At 42.0% G+C, this 22,111-nt stretch carries 19 protein-coding genes and 1 pseudogene; 6 read left to right on the top strand and 14 right to left on the bottom strand.

Features of this window, described 5'->3' with window-relative positions:
- Positions 1-4: 4 nt before the first annotated feature.
- From icmH to tssJ, 3 genes are read right to left on the bottom strand one after another with little or no spacing between them, the layout of a single operon-like run.
- Positions 5-727 (bottom strand): type IVB secretion system protein IcmH/DotU, encoded by a 723-nt coding sequence (icmH, locus tag JJQ94_RS14175; RefSeq protein WP_099031739.1) that lies wholly within the window; start codon positions 725-727, stop codon positions 5-7.
- A gap of 16 nt (positions 728-743) precedes the next feature.
- Positions 744-2,084 (bottom strand): type VI secretion system baseplate subunit TssK, encoded by a 1,341-nt coding sequence (tssK, locus tag JJQ94_RS14170; protein WP_099031738.1) that lies wholly within the window; start codon positions 2,082-2,084, stop codon positions 744-746.
- Positions 2,084-2,491 carry a type VI secretion system lipoprotein TssJ gene (tssJ, locus tag JJQ94_RS14165; protein ID WP_232003163.1) on the bottom strand — a complete coding sequence of 136 codons (408 nt, stop codon included), beginning with the start codon at positions 2,489-2,491 and terminating at the stop codon, positions 2,084-2,086. The genes tssK and tssJ overlap by 1 nt, the downstream gene beginning before the upstream one ends.
- 629 nt (positions 2,492-3,120) lie before the next feature.
- On the opposite strand from tssJ, the gene JJQ94_RS14160 reads away from it, so the two are divergent.
- From JJQ94_RS14160 to JJQ94_RS14150, 3 genes are all read left to right on the top strand, one after another.
- Positions 3,121-3,663 carry a contractile injection system protein, VgrG/Pvc8 family gene (locus JJQ94_RS14160; protein WP_099031737.1) on the top strand — a complete coding sequence of 181 codons (543 nt, stop codon included), beginning with the start codon at positions 3,121-3,123 and terminating at the stop codon, positions 3,661-3,663.
- Positions 3,664-3,744: 81 nt separating this feature from the next.
- Entirely contained in the window at positions 3,745-4,032 is a 288-nt protein-coding gene (locus tag JJQ94_RS14155) for a hypothetical protein (protein ID WP_099031736.1), read from the top strand.
- Positions 4,033-4,074: 42 nt separating this feature from the next.
- Positions 4,075-4,395, top strand: coding sequence for a hypothetical protein (locus JJQ94_RS14150; protein WP_099031735.1), 321 nt, complete (start codon positions 4,075-4,077; stop codon positions 4,393-4,395).
- Positions 4,396-4,540: 145 nt separating this feature from the next.
- Here JJQ94_RS14150 and JJQ94_RS14145 read toward each other — a convergent pair.
- The 11 genes and pseudogenes from JJQ94_RS14145 to gyrA form a co-directional block, all read right to left on the bottom strand.
- Positions 4,541-5,568, bottom strand: a pseudogene (locus JJQ94_RS14145) (IS3 family transposase).
- 161 nt (positions 5,569-5,729) lie between these two features.
- Positions 5,730-6,440, bottom strand: coding sequence for an orotidine-5'-phosphate decarboxylase (pyrF, locus tag JJQ94_RS14140; protein WP_099031734.1), 711 nt, complete (start codon positions 6,438-6,440; stop codon positions 5,730-5,732).
- A 28-nt stretch (positions 6,441-6,468) separates the two neighbouring features.
- A complete protein-coding gene (locus tag JJQ94_RS14135; protein WP_099031733.1) occupies positions 6,469-7,605 on the bottom strand; it encodes a lipopolysaccharide assembly protein LapB in 1,137 nt (378 codons plus the stop codon).
- A 2-nt stretch (positions 7,606-7,607) separates the two neighbouring features.
- On the bottom strand, positions 7,608-7,871 hold the full coding sequence (locus JJQ94_RS14130) for a lipopolysaccharide assembly protein LapA domain-containing protein (protein WP_010377035.1): 264 nt from the start codon (positions 7,869-7,871) through the stop codon (positions 7,608-7,610).
- A gap of 17 nt (positions 7,872-7,888) precedes the next feature.
- The gene (ihfB, locus tag JJQ94_RS14125) at positions 7,889-8,179 is read right to left on the bottom strand and encodes an integration host factor subunit beta (RefSeq protein WP_010377033.1); all 291 of its coding nucleotides are present in this window, start codon (positions 8,177-8,179) and stop codon (positions 7,889-7,891) included.
- A 61-nt stretch (positions 8,180-8,240) separates the two neighbouring features.
- The gene (gene rpsA / locus JJQ94_RS14120) at positions 8,241-9,908 is read right to left on the bottom strand and encodes a 30S ribosomal protein S1 (RefSeq protein WP_017217321.1); all 1,668 of its coding nucleotides are present in this window, start codon (positions 9,906-9,908) and stop codon (positions 8,241-8,243) included.
- A gap of 97 nt (positions 9,909-10,005) precedes the next feature.
- Positions 10,006-10,722 (bottom strand): (d)CMP kinase, encoded by a 717-nt coding sequence (cmk, locus tag JJQ94_RS14115; protein ID WP_017217320.1) that lies wholly within the window; start codon positions 10,720-10,722, stop codon positions 10,006-10,008.
- 253 nt (positions 10,723-10,975) lie between these two features.
- Complete coding sequence (gene aroA / locus JJQ94_RS14110) at positions 10,976-12,256, bottom strand: 3-phosphoshikimate 1-carboxyvinyltransferase (protein WP_099031732.1); 1,281 nt, start codon at positions 12,254-12,256, stop codon at positions 10,976-10,978.
- Complete coding sequence (serC, locus tag JJQ94_RS14105; RefSeq protein ID WP_099031731.1) at positions 12,256-13,338, bottom strand: 3-phosphoserine/phosphohydroxythreonine transaminase; 1,083 nt, start codon at positions 13,336-13,338, stop codon at positions 12,256-12,258. The genes aroA and serC overlap by 1 nt, the downstream gene beginning before the upstream one ends.
- Before the next feature lie 372 nt (positions 13,339-13,710).
- A complete protein-coding gene (locus JJQ94_RS14100; RefSeq protein ID WP_099032057.1) occupies positions 13,711-15,057 on the bottom strand; it encodes an IS1182 family transposase in 1,347 nt (448 codons plus the stop codon).
- 111 nt (positions 15,058-15,168) lie between these two features.
- Positions 15,169-17,841, bottom strand: a complete 2,673-nt coding sequence (gyrA, locus tag JJQ94_RS14095; RefSeq protein ID WP_099031927.1) for a DNA gyrase subunit A — start codon at positions 17,839-17,841, stop codon at positions 15,169-15,171.
- A 265-nt stretch (positions 17,842-18,106) separates the two neighbouring features.
- Between gyrA and ubiG the strand changes: the two genes are divergently transcribed.
- The 3 genes from ubiG to nrdA all read left to right on the top strand — a co-directional run bounded on the left by ubiG (position 18,107) and on the right by nrdA (position 22,102).
- A complete protein-coding gene (gene ubiG / locus JJQ94_RS14090; protein ID WP_099031926.1) occupies positions 18,107-18,817 on the top strand; it encodes a bifunctional 2-polyprenyl-6-hydroxyphenol methylase/3-demethylubiquinol 3-O-methyltransferase UbiG in 711 nt (236 codons plus the stop codon).
- Positions 18,814-19,461, top strand: a complete 648-nt coding sequence (locus tag JJQ94_RS14085; protein WP_099031925.1) for an HAD family hydrolase — start codon at positions 18,814-18,816, stop codon at positions 19,459-19,461. Before ubiG ends, JJQ94_RS14085 begins: the two co-directional genes overlap by 4 nt.
- 355 nt (positions 19,462-19,816) lie before the next feature.
- Positions 19,817-22,102 (top strand): class 1a ribonucleoside-diphosphate reductase subunit alpha, encoded by a 2,286-nt coding sequence (nrdA, locus tag JJQ94_RS14080; protein ID WP_099031924.1) that lies wholly within the window; start codon positions 19,817-19,819, stop codon positions 22,100-22,102.
- The last annotated feature ends 9 nt before the right edge of the window (positions 22,103-22,111 follow it).

Raw genomic sequence — 22,111 nt, 5'->3', positions numbered from 1 at the left:
GATGTTACCTCGCTTTCCCTGTTTTCTCTAACTGCGTTAGTACTTCAATATGCTTATCAATTTGCACGACTTGCTGGTTCGCGCGACTCTCAATGAAATACGTTGAACCAACATACATACTGGCAAGTAAAGCAAGCGTTACCGATAAAATAACCCAATAAGGTAGGTTTCTTCCTACTTTAGTGACCATACTTTCTTGCGGTTTTGCATTATCAGAAAGCTGTAATTTTGCAGGCCCAGCAAGCTCTTCTAGTTGTGCTCTAACGTCTAGCATCAGCGCTTTGAGCTGCTCCACGCCTTTGATCTTATAGATCCCTTCGAAACCCAGTTGTAAACAAACAAAATAGACTTCTAATACCGTGCGTTGCTGCGCTGCTGCACGGCGGATATTTTCAAGCTTTTCAAAAAAAGCTTCTCCCGCACGCATGTTGCCAAATAATTCTAATTGTAAAGGTCGCGCCATCCATTCCATACTGTACGGCTTCTGCGCCGTCATGATTTGCTCGTCGACCAAAGCGGTTAATGCAAATTTGGCTTCCTGCATTTCCGACGCACTGATCCGTGCGTCATAACAGCTCTTTTCATATTCATCAAAAGCATCCATGACTTTACTGCGTAGACCATCAACTCCTTGATGATCTGCCCCGCCCTGGCGAATTGAAGTAAGCACTTCAAGTACCGGAGAAATGCAGGCGACTAGTTCAGATTTATTTTTCGACGCTTCCATGACCTTTACCTACTAACTATTTACTCGCCACTGAAACCACTTCAAGTTTCACGCCTTGAAGGCTAAATGGCACAAAGATTCTTAACGCTAATTCCTGTACAACTTGTTCCCAAGCAGCACCATGAGGTTCAACTTTAAAATACTCATATCCACCTTTAACAGACACTCTATTCGGTGGACGCTGGCAATGTGTTAACTTCACACCACCAAGCGCTGAAGCGATTAATATTTCTAACTGACTTGGCGCTGCCAGCTTAACCTGCTCTGCAAACAACTCGATCCACTGCGTAGATTCGTTTTCATAGAAAGCCGCAATGTACAGCTCACCCCGTGTCAAGGTACTGCTTTCTATGTCTTTAACCTCAAAGATAGACTGAGAGATTGCACTGAGTACTAGATCAGACGAGCGTGCCGCGCTTATCGAACCAATAAGGGTTTGAATATGAGATTCGATTAAACCAAAGCTGCGCGTTAAGTCTTGATGGTCATAAACTGGTAACTCAAATTTACTCGCTTCTGGTTCGAAATTTATCAGTTGGCAGACCAGTTTATTTAGCGCCATAAACAGTGCACCAGGACTAGTTTTCGCTGTGGTACTTAACTGCTTAATCTCAGGAAAAACAGAGCTAAATGTTTGTAATAACAAAAAGTGTTTGAGTTCTGTTGGACCAAAATCTTCCACGATCCCCATACTCGCACGATTGGTAAACATCGCGGTGTACTTAGCTTCAACCATATTGACGACTTTATTTACACGCTCGGCCAAATAGCCATGGGCTTTGATGTTTAGCAATGGAGGAATATAGCTTGAGTCAATTTCGAACTGCCCATGCTCACCACGTATAACTTTTATACAGGGCAATTGCTCGATAAAACTATTACTTGCACTGTACTCAACCAGCATAAGTTTAGGCTTAGCAACCATCACTTCTGCTTTTCGGTTTGGATCATGTACATCTTGAAGCTCAACAAAATCACAGTCATAAGCACTAAGTTGCCCAGTTTGCGGGTAACCTTGGATATTACTTACTGAATGATTGTTCGCGAGCGCCACACTAATGATGTATTCGCTTTTGTTATCTTCAAGCTCAAACATAGGAGCTTCGTTATCAGCAAAAACATGATGTATATGACGACCACTTTTGAAGATTGCCGCAATACTTTGCAGTTTGACTACACCTTTGGCCAATGCCGATTCGTCAAATACAATGCGGTCTAAACCATATGCATTGTCTCTAAGACTTTGCTGTACACTAGCTAGTTGAGATTGCTGGTATTGATCGAACAGTTGTAAGTGCTGCTGACTGAGCATTAAACCTTCAGCCCAAACAGGTTTGTATACGTTGTTGTGCTGCATTACTTGTCCTCCTCGACTTCAGGTAAGCGAAGCGAGTTACTTGTAATTTCAATATCTAGAGAAGTAGATAAAGGCACAGGCCAATCATTTAAGTCATAAAATGCGCGCCAGTTACCACCCGTTCTGTCTCTAAATAGCGCAACAAAAGCCACGTACTTTGCAGATTCAGCTTGTTCAAACTCGATTTTTATACGATCTGAGGGGTTTACGGTGCGTTCTTCTACCGTAACTAAGGTGTTAGCCAGAATTGATTTATCTGACTTCCAAAGCTGTTCAAATGTAGAATTTTTAAACGCTTGAATATCAGTAAGTTGATATACTTTTAATACCACAGGTAGTGGCTCGTTAAACTGGTTTAAATTTATGTTATCAGTAGCAGTTACGTCTAACTTTACGTAAGTAGACATACAACCAGTCAAAAATAAAACCATTATAAATAAAGCATTCCTAGCCATATCCGCCTCAATTATAAGACATCCAAATTAGATTATTGGAAACAATTAATCTTTTTAATTTCCAGTACAATAGTAAAAATACATTTGATTTAACTATTTAACAAGAAATTACAGAACACAAGTATGCAGTTTCTAACTGAATACTAAGTTAACATTCGGAAATCTTCTTAAAAAAATTTAAGCCATTGTTTTATTGTAGGTTTTTATTTTTATTAGGCATTCAGAGAGGAAGTCATGAAGCTTAGTGAGCAATTCAGTTTGCATTAAGCTTTCTTACAACTTGTTGAGATAGACACTTCCCTGAAAACAAAAACCACATTAAACATCTGGACTTTTGATGTACATTCTCGAACGGCGCATACGATACACAAACGAATTTTCTAGATCAACCTTAATATCAAATTAATATTATCAAGCTATAAAAGACACACTTGCATTCAACTCAATCCATGTAATAACCTCTATTATTATATAAATTAATTTAATAACAGATAATTACATCAAAAATTCATGTTTACACTACATTAACCAAGCTTTATGGATTGTTGTGAGAGTTTTTAAATCAACTAAGGTTAAATATCATGCACACAAGGATGACCATTTACGGCACAAGCCAAAGTACTAAGGTCGTTAGTTTTGAACTAAGCACTTGTATAAATGAAGTTTTTATTTGCCATAGCACTTTAGGATCAGGCTCCTACCTTTCTTACGGACTTTTGACTGAGAATGATGTAACTTTTGAAACAATCGACCCAGATCAAACAAGCACTTTTTTCAAGGGTACCCTTTTTGAAATTCGTACGAGGATGACTTCTGAGCACACTTATTCTTATCAAGTCACCTCAAAACCAAGGACTGAACTACGCAAACAAACAGAGAAAAGCCAAGTTTTTGTAAAAACCAATGTACAATCTTTGATCAGCGCCCTTATTTTAAAAGCCGGCTATTCACAAGATCCTATAAAATGGCGAGTTACTAAAGATTTACCCACGCGACCGCAGTGCGCACAAGCGCTAGAAAACGACGACTCTTTTTTCACCCGACTCTTGGCAAAGTACAGCTTAATTTATTGGCTTGAATGCCATGATTTTATTGGATCGAGAGTGATTCCGGAGAGTAATTGAGCCGGACACTTTATGAAACGTTTCATTAAAGCGACAGAAAATGAATAAAATAATTTACTCATCTATTAATAAGGAAATACCATGCTCACGACGGAACAGTATTTTATTGGTTTTTTGGTTTCTTTGATCAGTTTTATCGTTGCTGTATTGATTAGCAAACAGAGACATAAGCTAGTTCAACCTTGGATAAAAGCCATTGTGTTACTAATATCAGTGCTTTCGTTTTTTATCTGTATGTCTATACTTTCAGGGCTATTTTCCAATGCGGTTATCATAAGTAAAGCCGCGGGTCAGTCGATCATATTTATACTGGTCGGTTTTGGGATCTACAAAGTTATAGCACATACTAAAGCCAAAAGTCGCCAGTAAAATCAGATCAACATTTATCGCTGAACATAACAAGGAGTTGGAATGCGAGAAGAAAACCGACAAGTCCCACAACAATTGGGCCAGTATCTATATCAACAAATTAAAGAGCCGTGGAGTGAAGCGCGGCTCGTATTGGACTACCATGACGACAATATGCCTAGGTGTTCCGCTTTTTACTATGACACCAGCACACCAAAACAAGCACACGTTATACCTGTAAGTGACGAAATCTCCGTTCTTTTTTTAAGCTTGTTCGAAAATGCGACATCAAATCAAGAAGAGAACTGGCAAAAAGCCATTTTCTCAGTACAGCGCTGTGGACAATTTAGTTTGAACTTCGAAACTGCGGATAACGAAGAATAAGAGACAAACATATTGTTTCGATTGGCCATACTAACGATATGGCTAATCAAGCTTCCGTCAAGTATTGCTTAATACCCAACTAACTTATCACTAAATAACGAATAAAACACAAGATTGATCTGATCCAGAAAAACAGGACACTTCGTTAAGCTATGTTCAGCGGTTCAAATCTTTCAAGGCATAGATAGCCAATAGCACTATGCCTTCTCTTCTTGTTGTAATCAATTTCAATGTACTCAAATATGTACTGGCGTATCGTTTCACGATTCATAATTTTCGTATTGAAGCGTTTCAACTTTCAGTGAATGAGAGAAGCTTTCAACACAGGCATGTCCCAGCAGTTACCTTTGCAGCTCATACTCTGAAGTAATCCATACCGTGAACAATGACATCTTGGAGCTTGCCGCGTCGCCATAGCGCCATTTGCAGAGCATCACATACCAAAAGGTTGATGTCATACGTTTACTCATCGACCAGTCAATCACTGTGCGTGAATATAAATCGATGATGACTGCTAAATAGAGCTAACCTTCACTCGTCATTAAATAGGTGAGATCGCCTGCCCATTTTTGATGTGGCCTGTCCCCTATAAAGTCTTGCTCAAGCAAATCCAAGGCAACAGGCAGCGAGTGTTTACTGTCTGTCGTAACTTTAAACTTGCGCGCCGCTTTGGCGACAAGGCCTTGGCGCTCCATGCTGCTCATTATGGTTTTAATGTCATTCCCATCCGCTTTGCTCTTCAAGCTCAGCCTGAATGCATCGAGCACCATCTGCTCCTTGGTCTTGGTAAACGCATCTTTGATTTTAGTATCGCGCGCTTGTTGCGTCCGCTTGCGCTCACTCGGCTGCTGACATGATTAATACCAACTTGGCGACACGGACAATACATAGGCCATTGTGCGCATTGAGAATGGCCCGTGATTGTCTTTCATAAACTCAAATCGAGTTACTTTTGGTTTTCTCGAAGTAGGTGGCCGCTTTTTTAGGATTTCTAGCTCCTCGGCTTGTCCGGCCAACTGGCGCTTTAACTTGGCATTCTCGGCGGCTAATGAACTTTCTCACTCTGAGGTTGACGTTTTTTTGTGCATCGTTATGCCAAGCATAGAGCTGAGATTCATAAACATTAAGCTCTCGCGCAGCCTGCGAAATTCCAATTTTGGTCGCAAGCTTCAAAGCTTCTTTTTTAAATTAGGCTGAATAGGTTTTTCTAGTTTTCTTTGGAAATGTCATTTTTCACCTCTATGAGTTAGCTTACTCACTTAATGAAGTGTCCAAAGGTGTTGGATCAGATCAATAAAATAAAGCCAACGTAAATATTACGTTGGCTTTGCAATTTAAATTTCGGCTATGCTATTGTTAATCGCCTTAAGCGTAGCAGCAGGATCTTCGGCTTTAGTAATTGGGCGCCCTATCACTAGATAATCACTACCCGCCTTCACTGCTTTTTCAGGAGTCATAATACGTTTTTGATCGCCAGCATCAGCACCTGCTGGTCGAATACCCGGTGTCACAAGCTTAAATTCTTCACCGAGTTGAGCTTTTAAAAGTTCGGCTTCTTGCGCAGAGCAAACTACGCCATCTAGGCCTGATTCTTTTGCTAATTTTGCAAGATATAGCACTTGCTCTTGAGGTGTCTTTTCAATTCCAAGCTTTAATAGCTGACCTTGATCCATACTCGTTAGTACGGTCACAGCAATAAGTAGCGGCGCTTTATCGCCGTAAGCTACCAACGCTTCTTTTGCTTTTGACATCATTTCATGACCGCCGCTGGCGTGAACATTTACCATCCACACACCAAGTTCAGCTGCGGCAATTACAGCTTTTGCAACTGTGTTTGGAATATCATGAAATTTTAGGTCTAAGAATACATCAAAATTCATATCTACCAGTTTTTTTACAAACTGAGGGCCAAAATAGGTAAACATCTCTTTACCTACTTTCAATCGGCATTCGTCAGGTGAAAGCTGAGAAACAAATGATAATGCAGCTTCTTCATTATCATAATCAAGCGCAATCAAAACCTTTTTTAAATCTTGTGTCGACATAGTTACCCTATTTGGCCAAATTAAAAACTTAAAAACCGTCTAACCCACGGCTTGGAGCAAGTGACTCCCAATGTTTGCAGGAGGGACATAACCAATACATAGTATGACTTGTAAACCCACAGTGACCACATTGATAGTTTGGCTTAGTTGCAATATAAGACTTCACCAATTTATCTATTTCTTGTAGTACGTGGTCTATTTTAGCATCTTTGCCGCTAATGAGTTGCAGCAAATAACTAAAGCCCCTAATTGATGGTTCACGCTTTAAACTATCAGTTAGAAACTCTATTGCCTCAGAAATATGACCTTTTTGGACTAACCCTTGGCAAAACTTAATTCTGATCAGCACGCCTCCTTTTTCTAATAACTCTGAGACTAATTCAAAGAATTGATCGTGAATGTTTAATTGAACATAACAGGATTCGAGGTCTTCTATTACTAGCGGTGCCATATATACAAATTGACTCACGAGCTTTCGCCAATAATATATACACTTCACGTAATCATCATGTTTGTATGCATCTTTGCCCATCTCGTACAAGGGTCTTACTGTTTCATGCGCGAGCGATGTCGCTTTTTCGAATAGGCTCGGGTTCTTTTCTTGATTTGCAGCTTCACAATAGAAGTTTGCAATAGTGGCGCAATGAGACGACTTTTTAAAAAGCTCAGGATGCGCTTCATACATATGAACACCTTTTCGCCAATCTCTAGTTTGAGAGTATAGGTTTAAAATTGGATCGAGTGCATCTTTAAACCCAAGTTTTACAAGAATGACTAAGTGTTCTTCAGCGCTATCCAATAGACCAGCTAAAATGTAATCTTGAGCAAGCTCTAGGCGACAGGACTTCACCACTTCTTCATCTAGATTAGGTTGTTTAAGTAGTAGCTCATGAATTTTTATCGCTCTATCTAACTCTCCCCGCTTTCTAAAGAGCGATGCAAGTGTTAAATAATGGTCGACGGAGTCTGCTGAGACTTCAAGTAATTTGGTGAGGTGTTCAAGACCCTGATCTTCTTCCCTATCTAGCAGGAATTTTAGGCCTTTACTGTATTCAGAGGTAATTTGTCTACTTTGCTCTAGGGCTTGATTCTTAGCACTATTTTTACCCATAACATAACCGTAAGCGGCGGCTACAGGTAGTAATAAAAACAGCAGCTCGATCATAACTAGCGTTCGGCTGCTTGACTAAGCTTACTATTACTTTTTTTTAGGCGATGATTTTGCCATTTAAGCTTAGATAAAACCGATGCTGTTACAAGTAAACCAATAATTATCCCAAGAGCTAAGCAAATACTCATTAAGGTTGCGAGTGGTAACTCTGCACTTGCAATTACAAAATTGACATTAACAACTTGTGGATTTTGTGTTCCAACTAGAAATGCAATCAGTATGGCAACAACAGCTAATCCCTTTTTCAATACTGCAACCAAGTTTAGCTCCGTTAGACTTAATTATTTAAGCTTTCGTTTACTCTATCGCGCAGCTCTTTGCCTGGCTTAAAGTGTGGTACGTATTTACCATCCAATTCTACTGTTTCGCCCGTCTTAGGATTACGACCAGTGCGAGGAGAACGGAAGTGAAGCGAGAAACTACCAAAACCACGGATTTCGATACGTTCCGAGTCTGATAATGAGCCAGCCATTTGTTCAAGGATTTCTTTTACCGCATTCTCTACATCTTTAACAGGAACGTGAGCGTGCTGCAGTGCAAGTTGTTCTATCAATTCAGACTTTGTCATAATGTTTCCTTTAGTGTAAAAGGAAGGGCTAAGCGCCCTTCCTAGTTTAAAGACTGATTAATTAGTCTTTTTGAGCATTTTTGAAAGCTGCAGCCATTGCGTTTTCGAACGCAGGCTCATCTTTCTTAAGCTTCTCTAGTACTTCTTTTTCTTCAGCTTCGTAGATAGCTTTAACTGATAGGCTGATAGTACGGTTCTTACGATCAACACCTACAAATTTAGCTTCGATTTCGTCGCCTTCAGAAACAGCAGCAGTCGCGTCTTCAACACGCTCTTGCGCGATGTCAGCTACACGGATGTAACCTTCAACGCCTTCGATTAGCTCAACAGTTGCGCCTTTAGCATCAACTTCAGTCACTTTACCTTTAACAATAGCACCTTTTTTGTTGGCGTCTAGGTAGTTAGTGAATGGATCAGCGTCGATTTGCTTAACGCCTAGAGAGATACGCTCACGCTCTGGGTCAACTTGTAGAACGATAGCTGTGATTTCGTCACCTTTCTTGTACTCACGTACAGCTTCTTCACCTGGAGTGTTCCAAGAGATGTCAGATAGGTGTACAAGACCGTCGATACCGCCGTCAAGACCGATGAAGATACCAAAGTCAGTGATAGACTTGATCTTACCAGAAACTTGGTCGCCTTTGTTGTTAAGACGAGCAAATTCTTGCCAAGGGTTAGCTTTACACTGCTTAAGACCTAGAGAAATACGACGACGCTCTTCGTCGATTTCAAGAACCATAACTTCAACAGTATCACCTAGTGAAACTACTTTTGAAGGGTGGATGTTCTTATTAGTCCAATCCATTTCTGAAACGTGTACTAGACCTTCAACGCCTTCTTCGATTTCAACGAAACAGCCGTAGTCAGTTAGGTTAGTTACACGACCAGTAAGCTTAGCACCTTCTGGGTAACGACCAGCGATAGCAGCCCAAGGATCTTCGCCAAGTTGCTTAAGACCTAGAGAAACACGAGTCTTCTCTTTGTCGAACTTAAGAACTTTAACGTTGATTTCGTCACCTACGTTCACGATCTCTGAAGGGTGCTTAACACGCTTCCAAGCCATGTCAGTGATGTGTAGAAGACCGTCAACACCACCTAAGTCTACGAATGCACCGTAGTCTGTAAGGTTCTTAACGATACCCTTAACTTCTTGACCTTCAACAAGGTTTTGAAGAAGCTCTTCACGCTCTTGTGAGTTCTCAGATTCGATAACAGCACGACGTGAAACAACAACGTTGTTGCGCTTCTGGTCTAGCTTGATAACTTTGAACTCAAGCTCTTTACCTTCAAGGTGAGCTGTATCGCGAACTGGACGTACATCAACAAGTGAACCAGGTAGGAATGCACGGATTGAATCAACTTCAACTGTGAAACCGCCTTTAACTTTACCGTTGATCATACCAACAACAGTTTCGTGCTCTTCACATGCTTTCTCTAGACGGATCCAAGCTTCGTGACGCTTCGCTTTCTCACGAGAAAGGATAGTCTCACCGAAACCGTCTTCGATAGCGTCAAGTGCTACATCAACTTCGTCGCCAACAGCAACTTCTAGTTCACCAGCAGCATTTTTGAATTGCTCTGCAGGGATTGCACTTTCAGACTTAAGGCCAGCATCAACAAGAACAACGTTGTTCTCGATAGCGATTACTGTACCTTTAACGATTGAGCCTTGCTCAACTTCAAAACCCTGTAGGCTTTCTTCAAATAACTGCGCAAAATTTTCTGACATACTAAATACGTCTCTATAAAGTTAAATTACCAATTAGCAACCATGCTGCATGGGGTTGTTAAATAAACACTAGCTTCCTGCCTGTGTCATTAAAAAATTACTTAGGTAAACAACTTTTTGGAAGTTTACCTGCCACAATGGCGTCTTGAATAAAAGACATAACCTGTTTGAACACTTGCTCAGCATTATGCTCAGTTGTATCAACAACTATCGCATCGCTAGCAGGAACTAATGGGGCAACCTTGCGATTCATATCGCGATCATCGCGAGCTTTAATGTCTTCTAACAGACCACTTAGTGTAACATCATGGCCTTTCTCATTCAACTCAACAAATCGCCTGCGAGCACGTTCTTCTGCACTTGCAGTCAAATAAATTTTAAGTTCAGCATCAGGGAACACCACCGTTCCCATATCACGTCCATCTGCAATTAAGCCAACTTCAGTTCTAAAAGCGCGCTGACGTCGTAATAATGCTTCTCTCACTCGAGGTAGCGCCGCAATTTTTGACGCTGCTGCGCCGACTTCTTCATTGCGAATGGTGTTAGTAACATCTTCACCTTCAAGTACAATTTTGCTTTTTTTAGTTTCTTTATCGATAGAAAATTGTACATCCAAATTGGCAGCGAGTGGGACCAACCCCTCTTCGTTATCAGTTGCAATTTGGTGGTGTAATGCTGCTAACGAAAGCACGCGATAAATCGCACCGCTATCCAACACTTCCCAATTTAATGTTTCAGCTAACAAGCGACAAACAGTTCCTTTGCCTGAACCACTTGGGCCGTCTACGGTGATAACTGGCATAGCTGCCTGCATTTAGACCTCCTAAAAATGCTCACCTGAATTTGACGGCGCATAGTATACGTCAATTTGCTGAATATATCCTTATTTACCTGTCATTTTTTGTTATATCTCAAATTATTAGTACAGTGAAAGGCACTAAATGTCAGGTGCTGACTGGCTTTGGCTGGATAAAATTCAGTCAAATATGCGCGTATTTGACTTTGTTATGATGACTATTTTAGAGAAGATTTTAAGGTGCTGAATATCTTCAACACCTTTGATGAAATTAATACTGACTAATGCTTTCTAACACTGAAAAATAGGTTGGGAAAGTTTTTGCCGTACATTTAGGGTCGTTAATCGTGATCGCTTGACCGCCCACTGCTACCATCGAAAAACACATCGCAATACGGTGGTCATTATATGTATCTACATCCGTGAAATTAAAATTGGCCGGTGGCGTAACTTCGATAAAGTCGTGCCCTTCTACCACTTCTGCGCCTACTTTTTTAAGTTCAGTCGCCATGGCAGCTAGCCTATCGGTTTCTTTCACGCGCCAATTGTAGATATTACGAATTGCCGTTTTACCTTTTGCGAATAGCGCTACGGTTGCAAGCGTCATCGCCGCATCGGGGATAGCATTGGCGTCAATGTCCACACCATTTAGCTCACCTTTTCGGACAACGATACGCTCATCATGCCAATCAATGTTTGCACCGACTTGTTCCATCACTTTGGCAAAGCCGATATCACCTTGCACACTTTGTTTACCCACTCCCTTTATCTCAATTTCACCACCTGCAATTGCAGCTGCTGCGATGAAATAAGAGGCTGACGAGGCATCCCCTTCGACCATAAGTGTTCCAGGAGATTGATACTGCTGGCCTGCTTTTACCACAAAATGCTGGTAATCGTGGTTTTCGACATGCACCCCAAAGTGCGCCATCACGCCAATGGTAATATCAATATAAGGCTTTGAAACCAGTTCACCTTTAATCGCAATATTCGTATCGCCACTAAAAAGCGGTGCTGCCATCAATAATGCAGTTAAGAATTGGCTTGAGATACTGCCATCAATCTCAACTTCACCACCAGCAAGTTGCTTACCTGCAATTTTTAACGGCGGGTAGTCTTTATTTTTGAGATATTGAATATCTGCACCAAGCGTTTGCATGGCATCAACAAGATGGCCAATTGGGCGCTCTTCCATTCGTGGCTCACCAATCAGTTCATAATCACCGGGTATAGCTGCAAGCACTGCAGTTAATGGTCGATATGCTGTACCCGCATTGCCTAAAAATAGCGGCTCAACAGGGGTGTTAAAGGTGCCACCATTTCCTTTGACCAGTGCCACCGTATTATCGTCTTCTAACGTTACTTCAACGCCTAACTGAGACAATGCGCCTAACATATGGCGGATGTCATCGCTATCCAATAAATTCGTCACTTTTGTCGTGCCTTCGCACAACGCTGCAAGCAACAAAATACGATTTGATAAGCTTTTAGAGCCAGGTAGCGTCACACTGCCACTGACTTTAGTAATAGGCTTGAGGGTCAATTGTTCCATCAACTGTTCTCCCGTGCGAATTTATCCATAAATGCAACTAACGCTTTGATCCCTTCAATTGGCATGGCGTTGTATATACTAGCTCGCATACCGCCAACAAAACGGTGGCCTTCAAGTGCAATTAAACCGTTTTGTTCTGCCTCTGCCAAGAATTTAGCATTTAGGCTGTCATCATTTAACCAAAATGGTACATTCATCAATGAGCGACAATGTTTTGCAACTTTGTTTGAATAGAAGTCAGAGCCATCAATATAATCGTATAAAATGGCTGCTTTTTCTTGATTGTGCGCTTCCATGGCTTTAACACCACCAATGCTTTCGAGATACTTGAACACCTCAAACGCAAGATACCATGCAAATGTTGGTGGTGTGTTGTACATGCTTTGCTGATCAGCCTCAATGGCGTAATCAAGGATGGCAGGTCTTGGCAGCCCTTCACGCTTCAATAAAGCCTTACGTACAATGGCGATACTGAGGCCCGAAGGACCGATATTTTTTTGCGCACCAGCATAGATCAAATCAAAGTCATCGACGTTAATTTCACGAGATAAAATATTGGAAGACATGTCCGCTACAATTGGCGCGGTTGCATGCTTTGGAACGTCAAATATCTCGATACCGTCGATGGTTTCGTTTGGACAATAGTGAATATATGAAGCGTTTTCTGGTAACTTCCACTCGGAGACAGGTAAAATGTCGAATTGACCATTTTCGTCAGTACGAATATTAATTGCATGCGTTTGCGTGAATTTTTCACCTTCTTTCGTCGCGCCAGTAGACCAGATACCGTTTTCGATATATACGCCAGGTACACCATCTACATGTAGGTTTAGCGGCACAGCAGCAAAGTGACCTCGACCACCACCATGCATAAACAAGACTTCAAATTCATCAGAGATGTTCATCAAACGACGTAAGCTTGCTTCGCATTGCTTTGCCATTTCGAGATACGGTGCCGAGCGATGGCTCACTTCCATCACTGAAACACCAAGATTTTGCCAATCTAGAAATTCTTTTTGCGCTTTTTTCATAACTTCAACAGGTAACATCGCAGGACCCGCGCAAAAATTATAAACCGTCATATTTTTCCTCATTCCAAATAATCTAGATCATCCAAAGAATAGCGTTATTCTCATGACTTTTTGGATGAACAGTGGGCTGCCCGACTAAAACGTCGGATTGTTGGTCGCCTTAATTTATCAGGCTTCTGGCTCTTGTCATAGAGGAACAGATTGAAAAAATTGACAGAAAGAAAAAAAGCGACCGAAGTCGCTTCAGATTGATGATAAACCCCGCTTTTTTAAGCGGGGTTTATTTTTCCCAGTTGTTGGAGCAGTTTTCTCTGCCGTAAGTTTCAGCGTTGGTTTTTTTGTGTTGGCTAGGCTAATTATTATGATTTGGTGTGTCCAAGGTCGTTTTGAGGGCTTTTAGGGGGGAGTTTTCGAGGTTTTTTGCTAGTGTGCAGCCATGAGCGCCATTTTCTTCATATTTTGACATGCCGCTGCTAACAAGCACTGCGCGGTCACTTTTGGCAGGCCTCTATATCTGCAGTAGCGATGTCCATGATGTTGTTTCGCATCAGCGAAGCTTCTTTCCACCGTTTCGGCTCGTCGTCGATAGAGCTTTTTACCCCAGTCGCTCAGCCTAATCGCATTGGCGTTTTCTACGCTTGATTGCCAAACATGCCGCGTTATAACTTTGGTTTGATTTTTACTGGCTGTGCATTGATTTCTGACTGGACAGCGTCCACATTTTCTTGAGTCGGAATGATAGTGACGATAGCCTGTTCGGCTTGTTGTTTTGTAGATTAGAGTTTCACCTTGCGGGCACAGGTAAGTATCTGTATCGGCTTGATATTGATACTCACGTTTGGCGAAGTAGCCTTTCTTTTTATTTGGTCTTCGGTATCCCAGCACGCCAACTAATTGCCTTTCTTCCAGATTGTGGCATACCGCGGCGGTAAAATAGCCTGCATCTAGCCCAACCGCGATAGGGTTTATCTCAAAGGTATCGAGCGCTCTGTCGAGTCGACAGATAATAGGTTGTGAGTCATGGACATTGCCTGCGGTGGCGTGTGTGTCAACAATAATGCCGTGTTTACCATCCACAATTCGATGGTCTAGATAGAAGAACCCTTTTGGCTTTTCATCCCGTACCATAAACCCGCTATCTGGGTCGGTGCGGCTGACTTTGGTTGGTTTTGTGCAAGGTGTTTCTTCCTTACACTTCAGGGGCTTTTTTCCTTCATCCTCCCGGTCTTGCAGTACCGCTTCGTTCAATTGCTCTACATACACTGAAGGACTGACTTTTAAGTCTTCTATGTCATAGCGCTTTTTATTGGCATTGGCTTTGAGGTGTGTACTGTCAGCAAATAAGCTATAGCCACCTATGAGTTTTTGCTTCATCGCTTGGCGGACAATGTTATCGAAGATGGATTGATAAATGTTGCTGTCTTTAAAGCGCTTTATGCGGTTTTGGCTTAGCGTCGAGTGGTGGATGACATCTTCAGCTAGTCCCATACCTAAAAACCAACGATATGCGACATTGACTTGGATTTCCTTAATCAAGCGACGCTCGCTTTGAATGCCAAACAGGTATCCAAGAAATAAAATCTTGAACATTCGCACTGGGTCAACCGCTGGGCGACCATTGTTTTTACAGTAGAGATGGGTGACTTCATCGCGGATGAATTCGAAATCAATCGCAAGGTCAATCAGGCGAACTAAATGGTCTTTTGGAACCAATTGGTCGATAGCGACCATTTCTAGTTCATATTGCTGAGGGGTTTTGTCTTTAAGCATGGTGAACTCCCTAAACTCACTACGCTTATTAGATCAAAGGGCTAGATCTGTGTCCAGCCCTTTTTCAACAGTCTGAAGCGACCGAAGTCGCTTTTTTTTGGGTAGGATTTTTTATTCCTCTGCGTCAGGTTCCGCAGCAGGTGTTGCTTCACCTTCAAGCTCTGCAACGTCACCTTCAGGCAACGCTTCCACTTCAATTTCTTCGATGCGTTGAAGGCCAACGACCTTTTCTTCTTCCATCGTACGGATCAGAATAACACCTTGGGTGTTACGGCCTACCGTAGAAACTTCATTTACACGCGTTCTAACTAGCGTACCGCGGTTTGAGATCAACATGATTTCATCGTTGTCATCAACTTGAACCGCGCCAACCACAGAGCCATTTCTTTCTGTTACTTTGATTGACACAACACCTTGTGTTGCACGGCTCTTCGCTGGGTACTCTGCAAGTGGTGTACGCTTACCATAACCATTTTCAGTTACGGTCAAGATTGCACCATCGCCTTGTGGTACGATTAGTGATACCACTTTCACGTCATCTGGCATCTTGATACCACGAACACCTGTTGCTGTACGGCCCATCGGACGTAAAGCCAACATTTCTTCGCCAGTTTCAGGATCACACTTCACTTCACCTGTTTCTGAATCTCGCTGCTTCTCGTTAAAGCGTACAACTTTACCATGCTCAGTAAATAGCATAATGTCATTTTCACCTGTGGTGATGTTAGCACCGATCAGGCTATCGCCTTCGTTCAAGTTAATAGCAATAATACCACTTGCACGCTGACGGCTGTATGCAGTCAAAGGTGTTTTCTTAACGATACCACTTGCCGTCGCCATGACGATAAACTTATCTTCTTCGTATTCACGAACCGGTAAAATTGTCGTAATACGCTCATCAGCTTCGAGTGGTAACAAGTTGACAATTGGCTTTCCGCGCGCAGCACGTGATGCAAGCGGCAGCTGGTAAACTTTCAACCAATACAAGCGGCCAGAAGTGGAGAAACAAAGAATTGTATCGTGAGTATTTGCAACGAGTAGACGTTCGATAAAGTCTTCATCTTTCATCTTAGTTGCAGATCGCCCTTTACCACCACGACGCTGAGCTTCGTAATCGCTAAGAGGTTGATACTTCACATAGCCTTCGTGAGAAAGCGTAACTACAACGTCTTCTTCGTTGATCAAATCTTCTAAACTGATATCGTGCGCAGCAGCAGTGATCTCTGTGCGACGCTCATCACCATACGTTTCTTTGATTTCAACTAACTCATCGCGGATCACTTCCATCAAACGCTCTGGAGTAGAAAGGATGTACAGTAGTTCAGCGATAAGATCGAGTAGTTCTTTGTATTCTGCTAGAATTTTCTCGTGCTCAAGACCCGTTAATTTGTGTAGTCTTAAGTCTAGGATTGCTTGGGCTTGTTGCTCAGACAAATAGTACTGACCATCACGGATCCCTAATTCTTCCGCTAACCAATCTGGACGTGCAACATTTTCTTCGCCAGTACGCTCAAGCATTGATTTAACGTTACCAAGATCCCAAGCTCGCGCAGTTAGCGCCGCTTTCGCTTCCGCTGGTGTTGGTGACTTACGAATAAGCTCAATGATCGGGTCAATGTTGGCTAGCGCAATTGCGAGGCCTTCAAGCGTATGCGCTCTGTCTCTAGCCTTACGAAGGTCAAATACAGTACGACGCGTTACGACTTCACGACGGTGAATAATAAACGCATCAAGCATTTCTTTCAGGTTGAAACACTTAGGCTGGTTGTTGTCTAGTGCAACCATATTAATGCCAAACACAGTTTGTAGTTGTGTTTGTGCGTATAGGTTGTTTAGTACAACCTCACCTACTTCACCGCGTTTGATTTCAATAACAATACGCATACCGTCTTTATCCGACTCGTCGCGTAGTGCACTGATCCCTTCAACCTTTTTGTCTTTAACAAGCTCTGCAATCTTTTCGATTAGTCTTGCTTTGTTAACCTGATAAGGAATTTCATGAACGATGATAGTTTCTTTGTTTGTTTTTTCATCGACTTCGATTTCAGCTTTCGCGCGGATATAGATCTTACCACGGCCTGTTTTATAGGCTTGTTCAATGCCGTTTTTACCGCTAATGATGGCGGCAGTCGGGAAATCAGGACCCGGAATATAGTCGATTAACTCTTCAATGGTGATGTCTGGATTTTGGATCACAGCCAAACAGCCATTGATCACCTCAGTTAAGTTGTGAGGTGGAATATTGGTCGCCATACCAACCGCGATACCAGATGAACCATTCACCAATAAGTTAGGCACTTTAGTTGGTAACACATCTGGAATTTGCTCTGTACCATCGTAGTTTGGTACATAATCAACGGTTTCTTTTTCAAGGTCAGCAAGTAACTCGTGAGCGACTTTCGCCATACGTACTTCGGTATAACGCATCGCAGCTGCAGAGTCACCATCGACAGAACCAAAGTTACCTTGTCCATCTACGAGCATATAGCGTAGAGAGAAAGGCTGAGCCATACGTACAATAGTATCGTAAACCGCACTATCACCATGCGGGTGATATTTACCGATTACGTCACCAACTACACGAGCTGACTTTTTATAAGGTTTGTTCCAGTCATTTTTAAGTTCATTCATCGCGAACAATACACGACGGTGAACAGGCTTTAGGCCGTCACGTACGTCAGGTAATGCACGACCTACGATTACACTCATTGCATAATCTAGGTATGAATTTTTTAATTCATCTTCGATATTGACTGGCAGGATTTCATTGGCGAGATCAGACATTTGACTCCACTTTCCTTCAGTGTCCACCCCTTTTGTGTCACACTACAACTTGTGTTGAGATGCTATCTGAATATCAAATTGCTTTTTCTGCTGAAGCGCCAATTAAACGCGCTTCAAAAAATAGCCGAATTGCCTCAGAGTATCAGCGGGGGCTTTGTTTATTATAAAATTCGTCAAGCATGCTAACACACTTTTTACCGTTTTACAGGTGCTATTTTTATCTAATCCCCTTTATAATGCGCTCAATTCGACGAGGAAGTTTTTTATGACCGAACATCAAAATGTAGACCCTAATGAAATCGCCAAATTTGAAGAAATAGCAGAGCGCTGGTGGGACAGAGAGGGAGAATTTAAACCATTGCACGACATTAACCCGTTGAGGTTGGACTTTATTAACGATAAATGTGAAGGCCTATTTGCAAAAACAGTATTGGATGTCGGTTGTGGTGGTGGGATTTTAACAGAAAGCATGGCTAAGCTAGGTGCAAATGCAACCGGTATCGATATGGGTCAAGAGCCGCTTAACGTCGCAAAGCTTCACTCATTAGAGGTCGGTGTTAACGTAGACTATCAAAAAGTGCCAGCGGAAGAATTCGCAGCCTTGCACCAAGGTGAATTCGATGTAGTAACTTGCATGGAAATGTTAGAACACGTACCAGACCCAGAATCCATTATTCGTTCTGTCTCACAGCTAGTTAAGCCCGGCGGTCATGTATTTTTTTCTACCTTAAATAAAACTACAAAAGCGTATTTACTGGCTATCGTCGCCGCAGAAAAACTGCTTAAAATGGTTCCTGAAGGCACGCATGAGCATGATAAGTTTATTCGCCCTTCGACCTTAATAGACTGGGCTGAAAAGTACGACCTCAAAGTTAGAGCGGCGACAGGGATTAACTACAACCCTATCGGCAAAACATTTACCTTAACTAAAGACGTTTCAGTTAACTACATTCTACACTTTGAGAAGCTGGCATGATCCAAGCGGTACTATTTGATTTAGACGGCACCTTGCTGGATACCAGTGATGACTTGGGAGCTGCACTAAACTACGTTTTAACTGCTAATAAAATGCCTACTGTCGGCAAACAGGTATATAGTAGTGCGATTTCAAACGGCGTAGCAGCGATGTTGCAGGTAGGATTTGGTGAGTCATTAAAGCACTACGACATCCAAGTCTTACGTCAGGGTGTACTCGACTACTACCTGGCGAATTTATCTGTACATTCCCAATGCTTTGCGCAAATTGGTGAGTTATTAGCGGTACTTTTAGAAAAAGAGATTCAGGTTGGGATCATGACAAACAAACCTGAGTTTTTAACACTTCCGCTACTAAAACAGATCCCTGAACTTGCAAAGATCGAGACAGTCGTATGCGGAGATACACTGGCGGTGGCCAAACCTCATCCTGAGCCTTTACTGTTAGTGGCGTCAAAATTGGGGGTTTTACCTGAGCAGTGTATTTATGTTGGAGATGCCGAGCGAGACATTATTGCTGCAAAATCCGCAAAAATGATTAGTGCAGCAGCAATGTGGGGATTCATTCCATCTGAAGCTGAAGCTAAGTCTTGGCATGCGGATCTCTATCTTACTAACCCATTAGACACGTTATCGCATATTTAGTGTCGATAAAAAAATAAAACACCATATATTGTGTTTTTGCTATAATAGATACGAATTTGTGTAGAAAAAAATCAGTTAGAATTTTTTTTTATTTTTGCTGAAAAGTATCATCTTTTTGTTGATTTTTCTTTGTGGGCAGATAAGTGGATTGTCATAGGTTAGTGGATACTTACATAAATAAATTATCCCAAACTTATCCACAATTCTGCCCGAGTTGTTCTCTTGCAAATTCACGTCAACCCCACTATCTTGTGATCCCTAGCCACTAGGGCACCATATATAGTGGTGGTTTGCTAAACAATTTTATATTCGTGCGATATCTAAAGCGCGTTCCTAAGGAATACAGGCACATAACATGAACCAACAGCTATCTGTATGCAAAAGAAACGGTCGCAAAGAACCGTTAGATCTAGATAAGATCCATCGTGTCATTACATGGGCGGCAGAAGGCCTAGATAACGTCTCAGTTTCTCAGGTTGAATTAAAGTCACATATCCAGTTTTATGACGGTATTCGTACTGGTGATATCCACGAAACGATTATTAAAGCTGCAGCCGATCTGATCTCAAAAGAGTCTCCAGATTATCAGTATCTAGCCGCTCGTTTGGCCATTTTCCACTTACGTAAGAAAGCCTATGGCTGTTTTGAGCCGCCGCACTTACACGACCATGTGGTAAAACTGGTTGAAGACAAGCGCTATGATCAGCACCTTCTTGCTGACTACACAAAAGCAGAGTTTGATGAGCTAAACAGCTACATCGACCATAGCCGAGATATGAACTTCAGCTATGCAGCCGTTAAACAGTTAGAAGGTAAGTACCTTGTACAAAACCGCGTGACGGGTGAGATCTATGAAAGTGCGCAGTTCTTATATGTTCTTGTTGCTGCAAGCCTGTTTGCAAACTACCCGAAAGAAACGCGTCTAGATTACATTAAGCGATTCTACGATGCGGTTTCAACATTCAAGATTTCATTACCAACGCCAATTATGGCTGGTGTTCGTACGCCGACACGTCAGTTTAGCTCATGCGTACTGATTGAATGTGCTGATAGCCTAGATTCAATCAACGCAACTTCTTCTGCGATTGTAAAATACGTCAGTCAACGCGCTGGTATTGGTATTAACGCAGGTCGTATTCGTGCACTAGGTAGCCCAATCAGAAATGGTGAAGCGTACCACACGGGATGTATTCCGTTTTATAAGCACTTCCAAACGGCTGTTAAAAGCTGTTCTCAAGGCGGTGTACGTGGTGGTGCAGCGACTCTATTCTACCCGCTTTGGCATCTTGAAGTTGAAAACCTATTAGTACTAAAAAATAACCGTGGTGTTGAAGAGAACCGCGTACGTCATTTAGATTATGGCGTGCAGTTCAACAAAACCATGTATAGCCGCCTAATTAAAGACGACTATATTACGCTATTCAGTCCATCAGATGTGCCTGGTCTTTATGATGCATTCTTTGAAGATCAAGATAAATTCGAAGAATTGTATGTTAAGTACGAGCAAGACGAGTTTATTCGTAAGAAACGCATTAAAGCGATTGAATTATTCTCAATGTTTGCGCAAGAACGTGCGAGCACTGGTCGTATTTATCTCCAAAACGTTGACCACTGTAATACACACAGCCCGTTTGACTCTAAGGTTGCACCGATCCGCCAGTCAAACCTATGTCTTGAAATTGCACTACCAACGAAGCCGCTAAGTCATGTAAATGACCCTGAAGGCGAAATTGCGCTTTGTACGCTTTCAGCATTTAACTTAGGTGCCATCAAGTCTTTAGATGAGTTAGAAGAGTTAGCTGAGCTTGCGGTTCGCGCACTTGATAACCTATTAGACTATCAAGACTACCCTGTTCCTGCTGCGTACAATGCAACGATGGGACGCCGTACACTGGGTATCGGTGTGATTAACTTTGCTTATTATCTTGCAAAGAATGGTGTTAAGTACTCAGACGGTAGTGCTAACGGCCTAACACACAGAACATTTGAAGCGATCCAATACTATCTGATGAAAGCATCGAATGAACTAGCAAAAGAGCGCGGCGCTTGTCCTAAGTTTAACGAGACGACTTATTCACAAGGTATCATGCCAATAGACACCTATAAGCGTGACCTTGATAAAGTCTGTGAAGAGCCATTACAACTTGACTGGGATGCATTAAGAGCAAGTATCCAAGAACACGGTATGCGTAACTCAACCTTGTCTGCGTTGATGCCATCAGAAACATCATCGCAAATTTCAAATGCGACAAACGGTATTGAACCACCTCGCGGTCATATCAGCGTTAAAGCAAGTAAAGATGGTATCTTGAAGCAAGTTGTACCTGAGTACGAGCGCCTCAAAGATAACTATGAGCTACTTTGGGATATTCCATCTAACGATGGTTACCTTGCGCTAGTTGGTATTATGCAGAAGTTCATCGATCAAACTATCTCTGCAAATACCAATTATGATCCAAGTAAGTTTGAAGCGGGTAAAGTTCCTATGAAGCTATTGCTAAAAGACTTACTCACCGCGTACAAACTTGGTGTTAAGACACTTTACTACCATAACACACGCGACGGTGCTTCAGATGCTCAAGATGAGTTGAAACCAGAAGCAGAAGACGATGGGTGTGAAGGCGGCGCTTGTAAGATATAACTTTTTATG

This window comes from Pseudoalteromonas sp. GCY (genome assembly GCF_016695175.1).
GTDB lineage: Bacteria > Pseudomonadota > Gammaproteobacteria > Enterobacterales > Alteromonadaceae > Pseudoalteromonas.
This window is presented reverse-complemented; position numbering and strand designations above follow the sequence as displayed.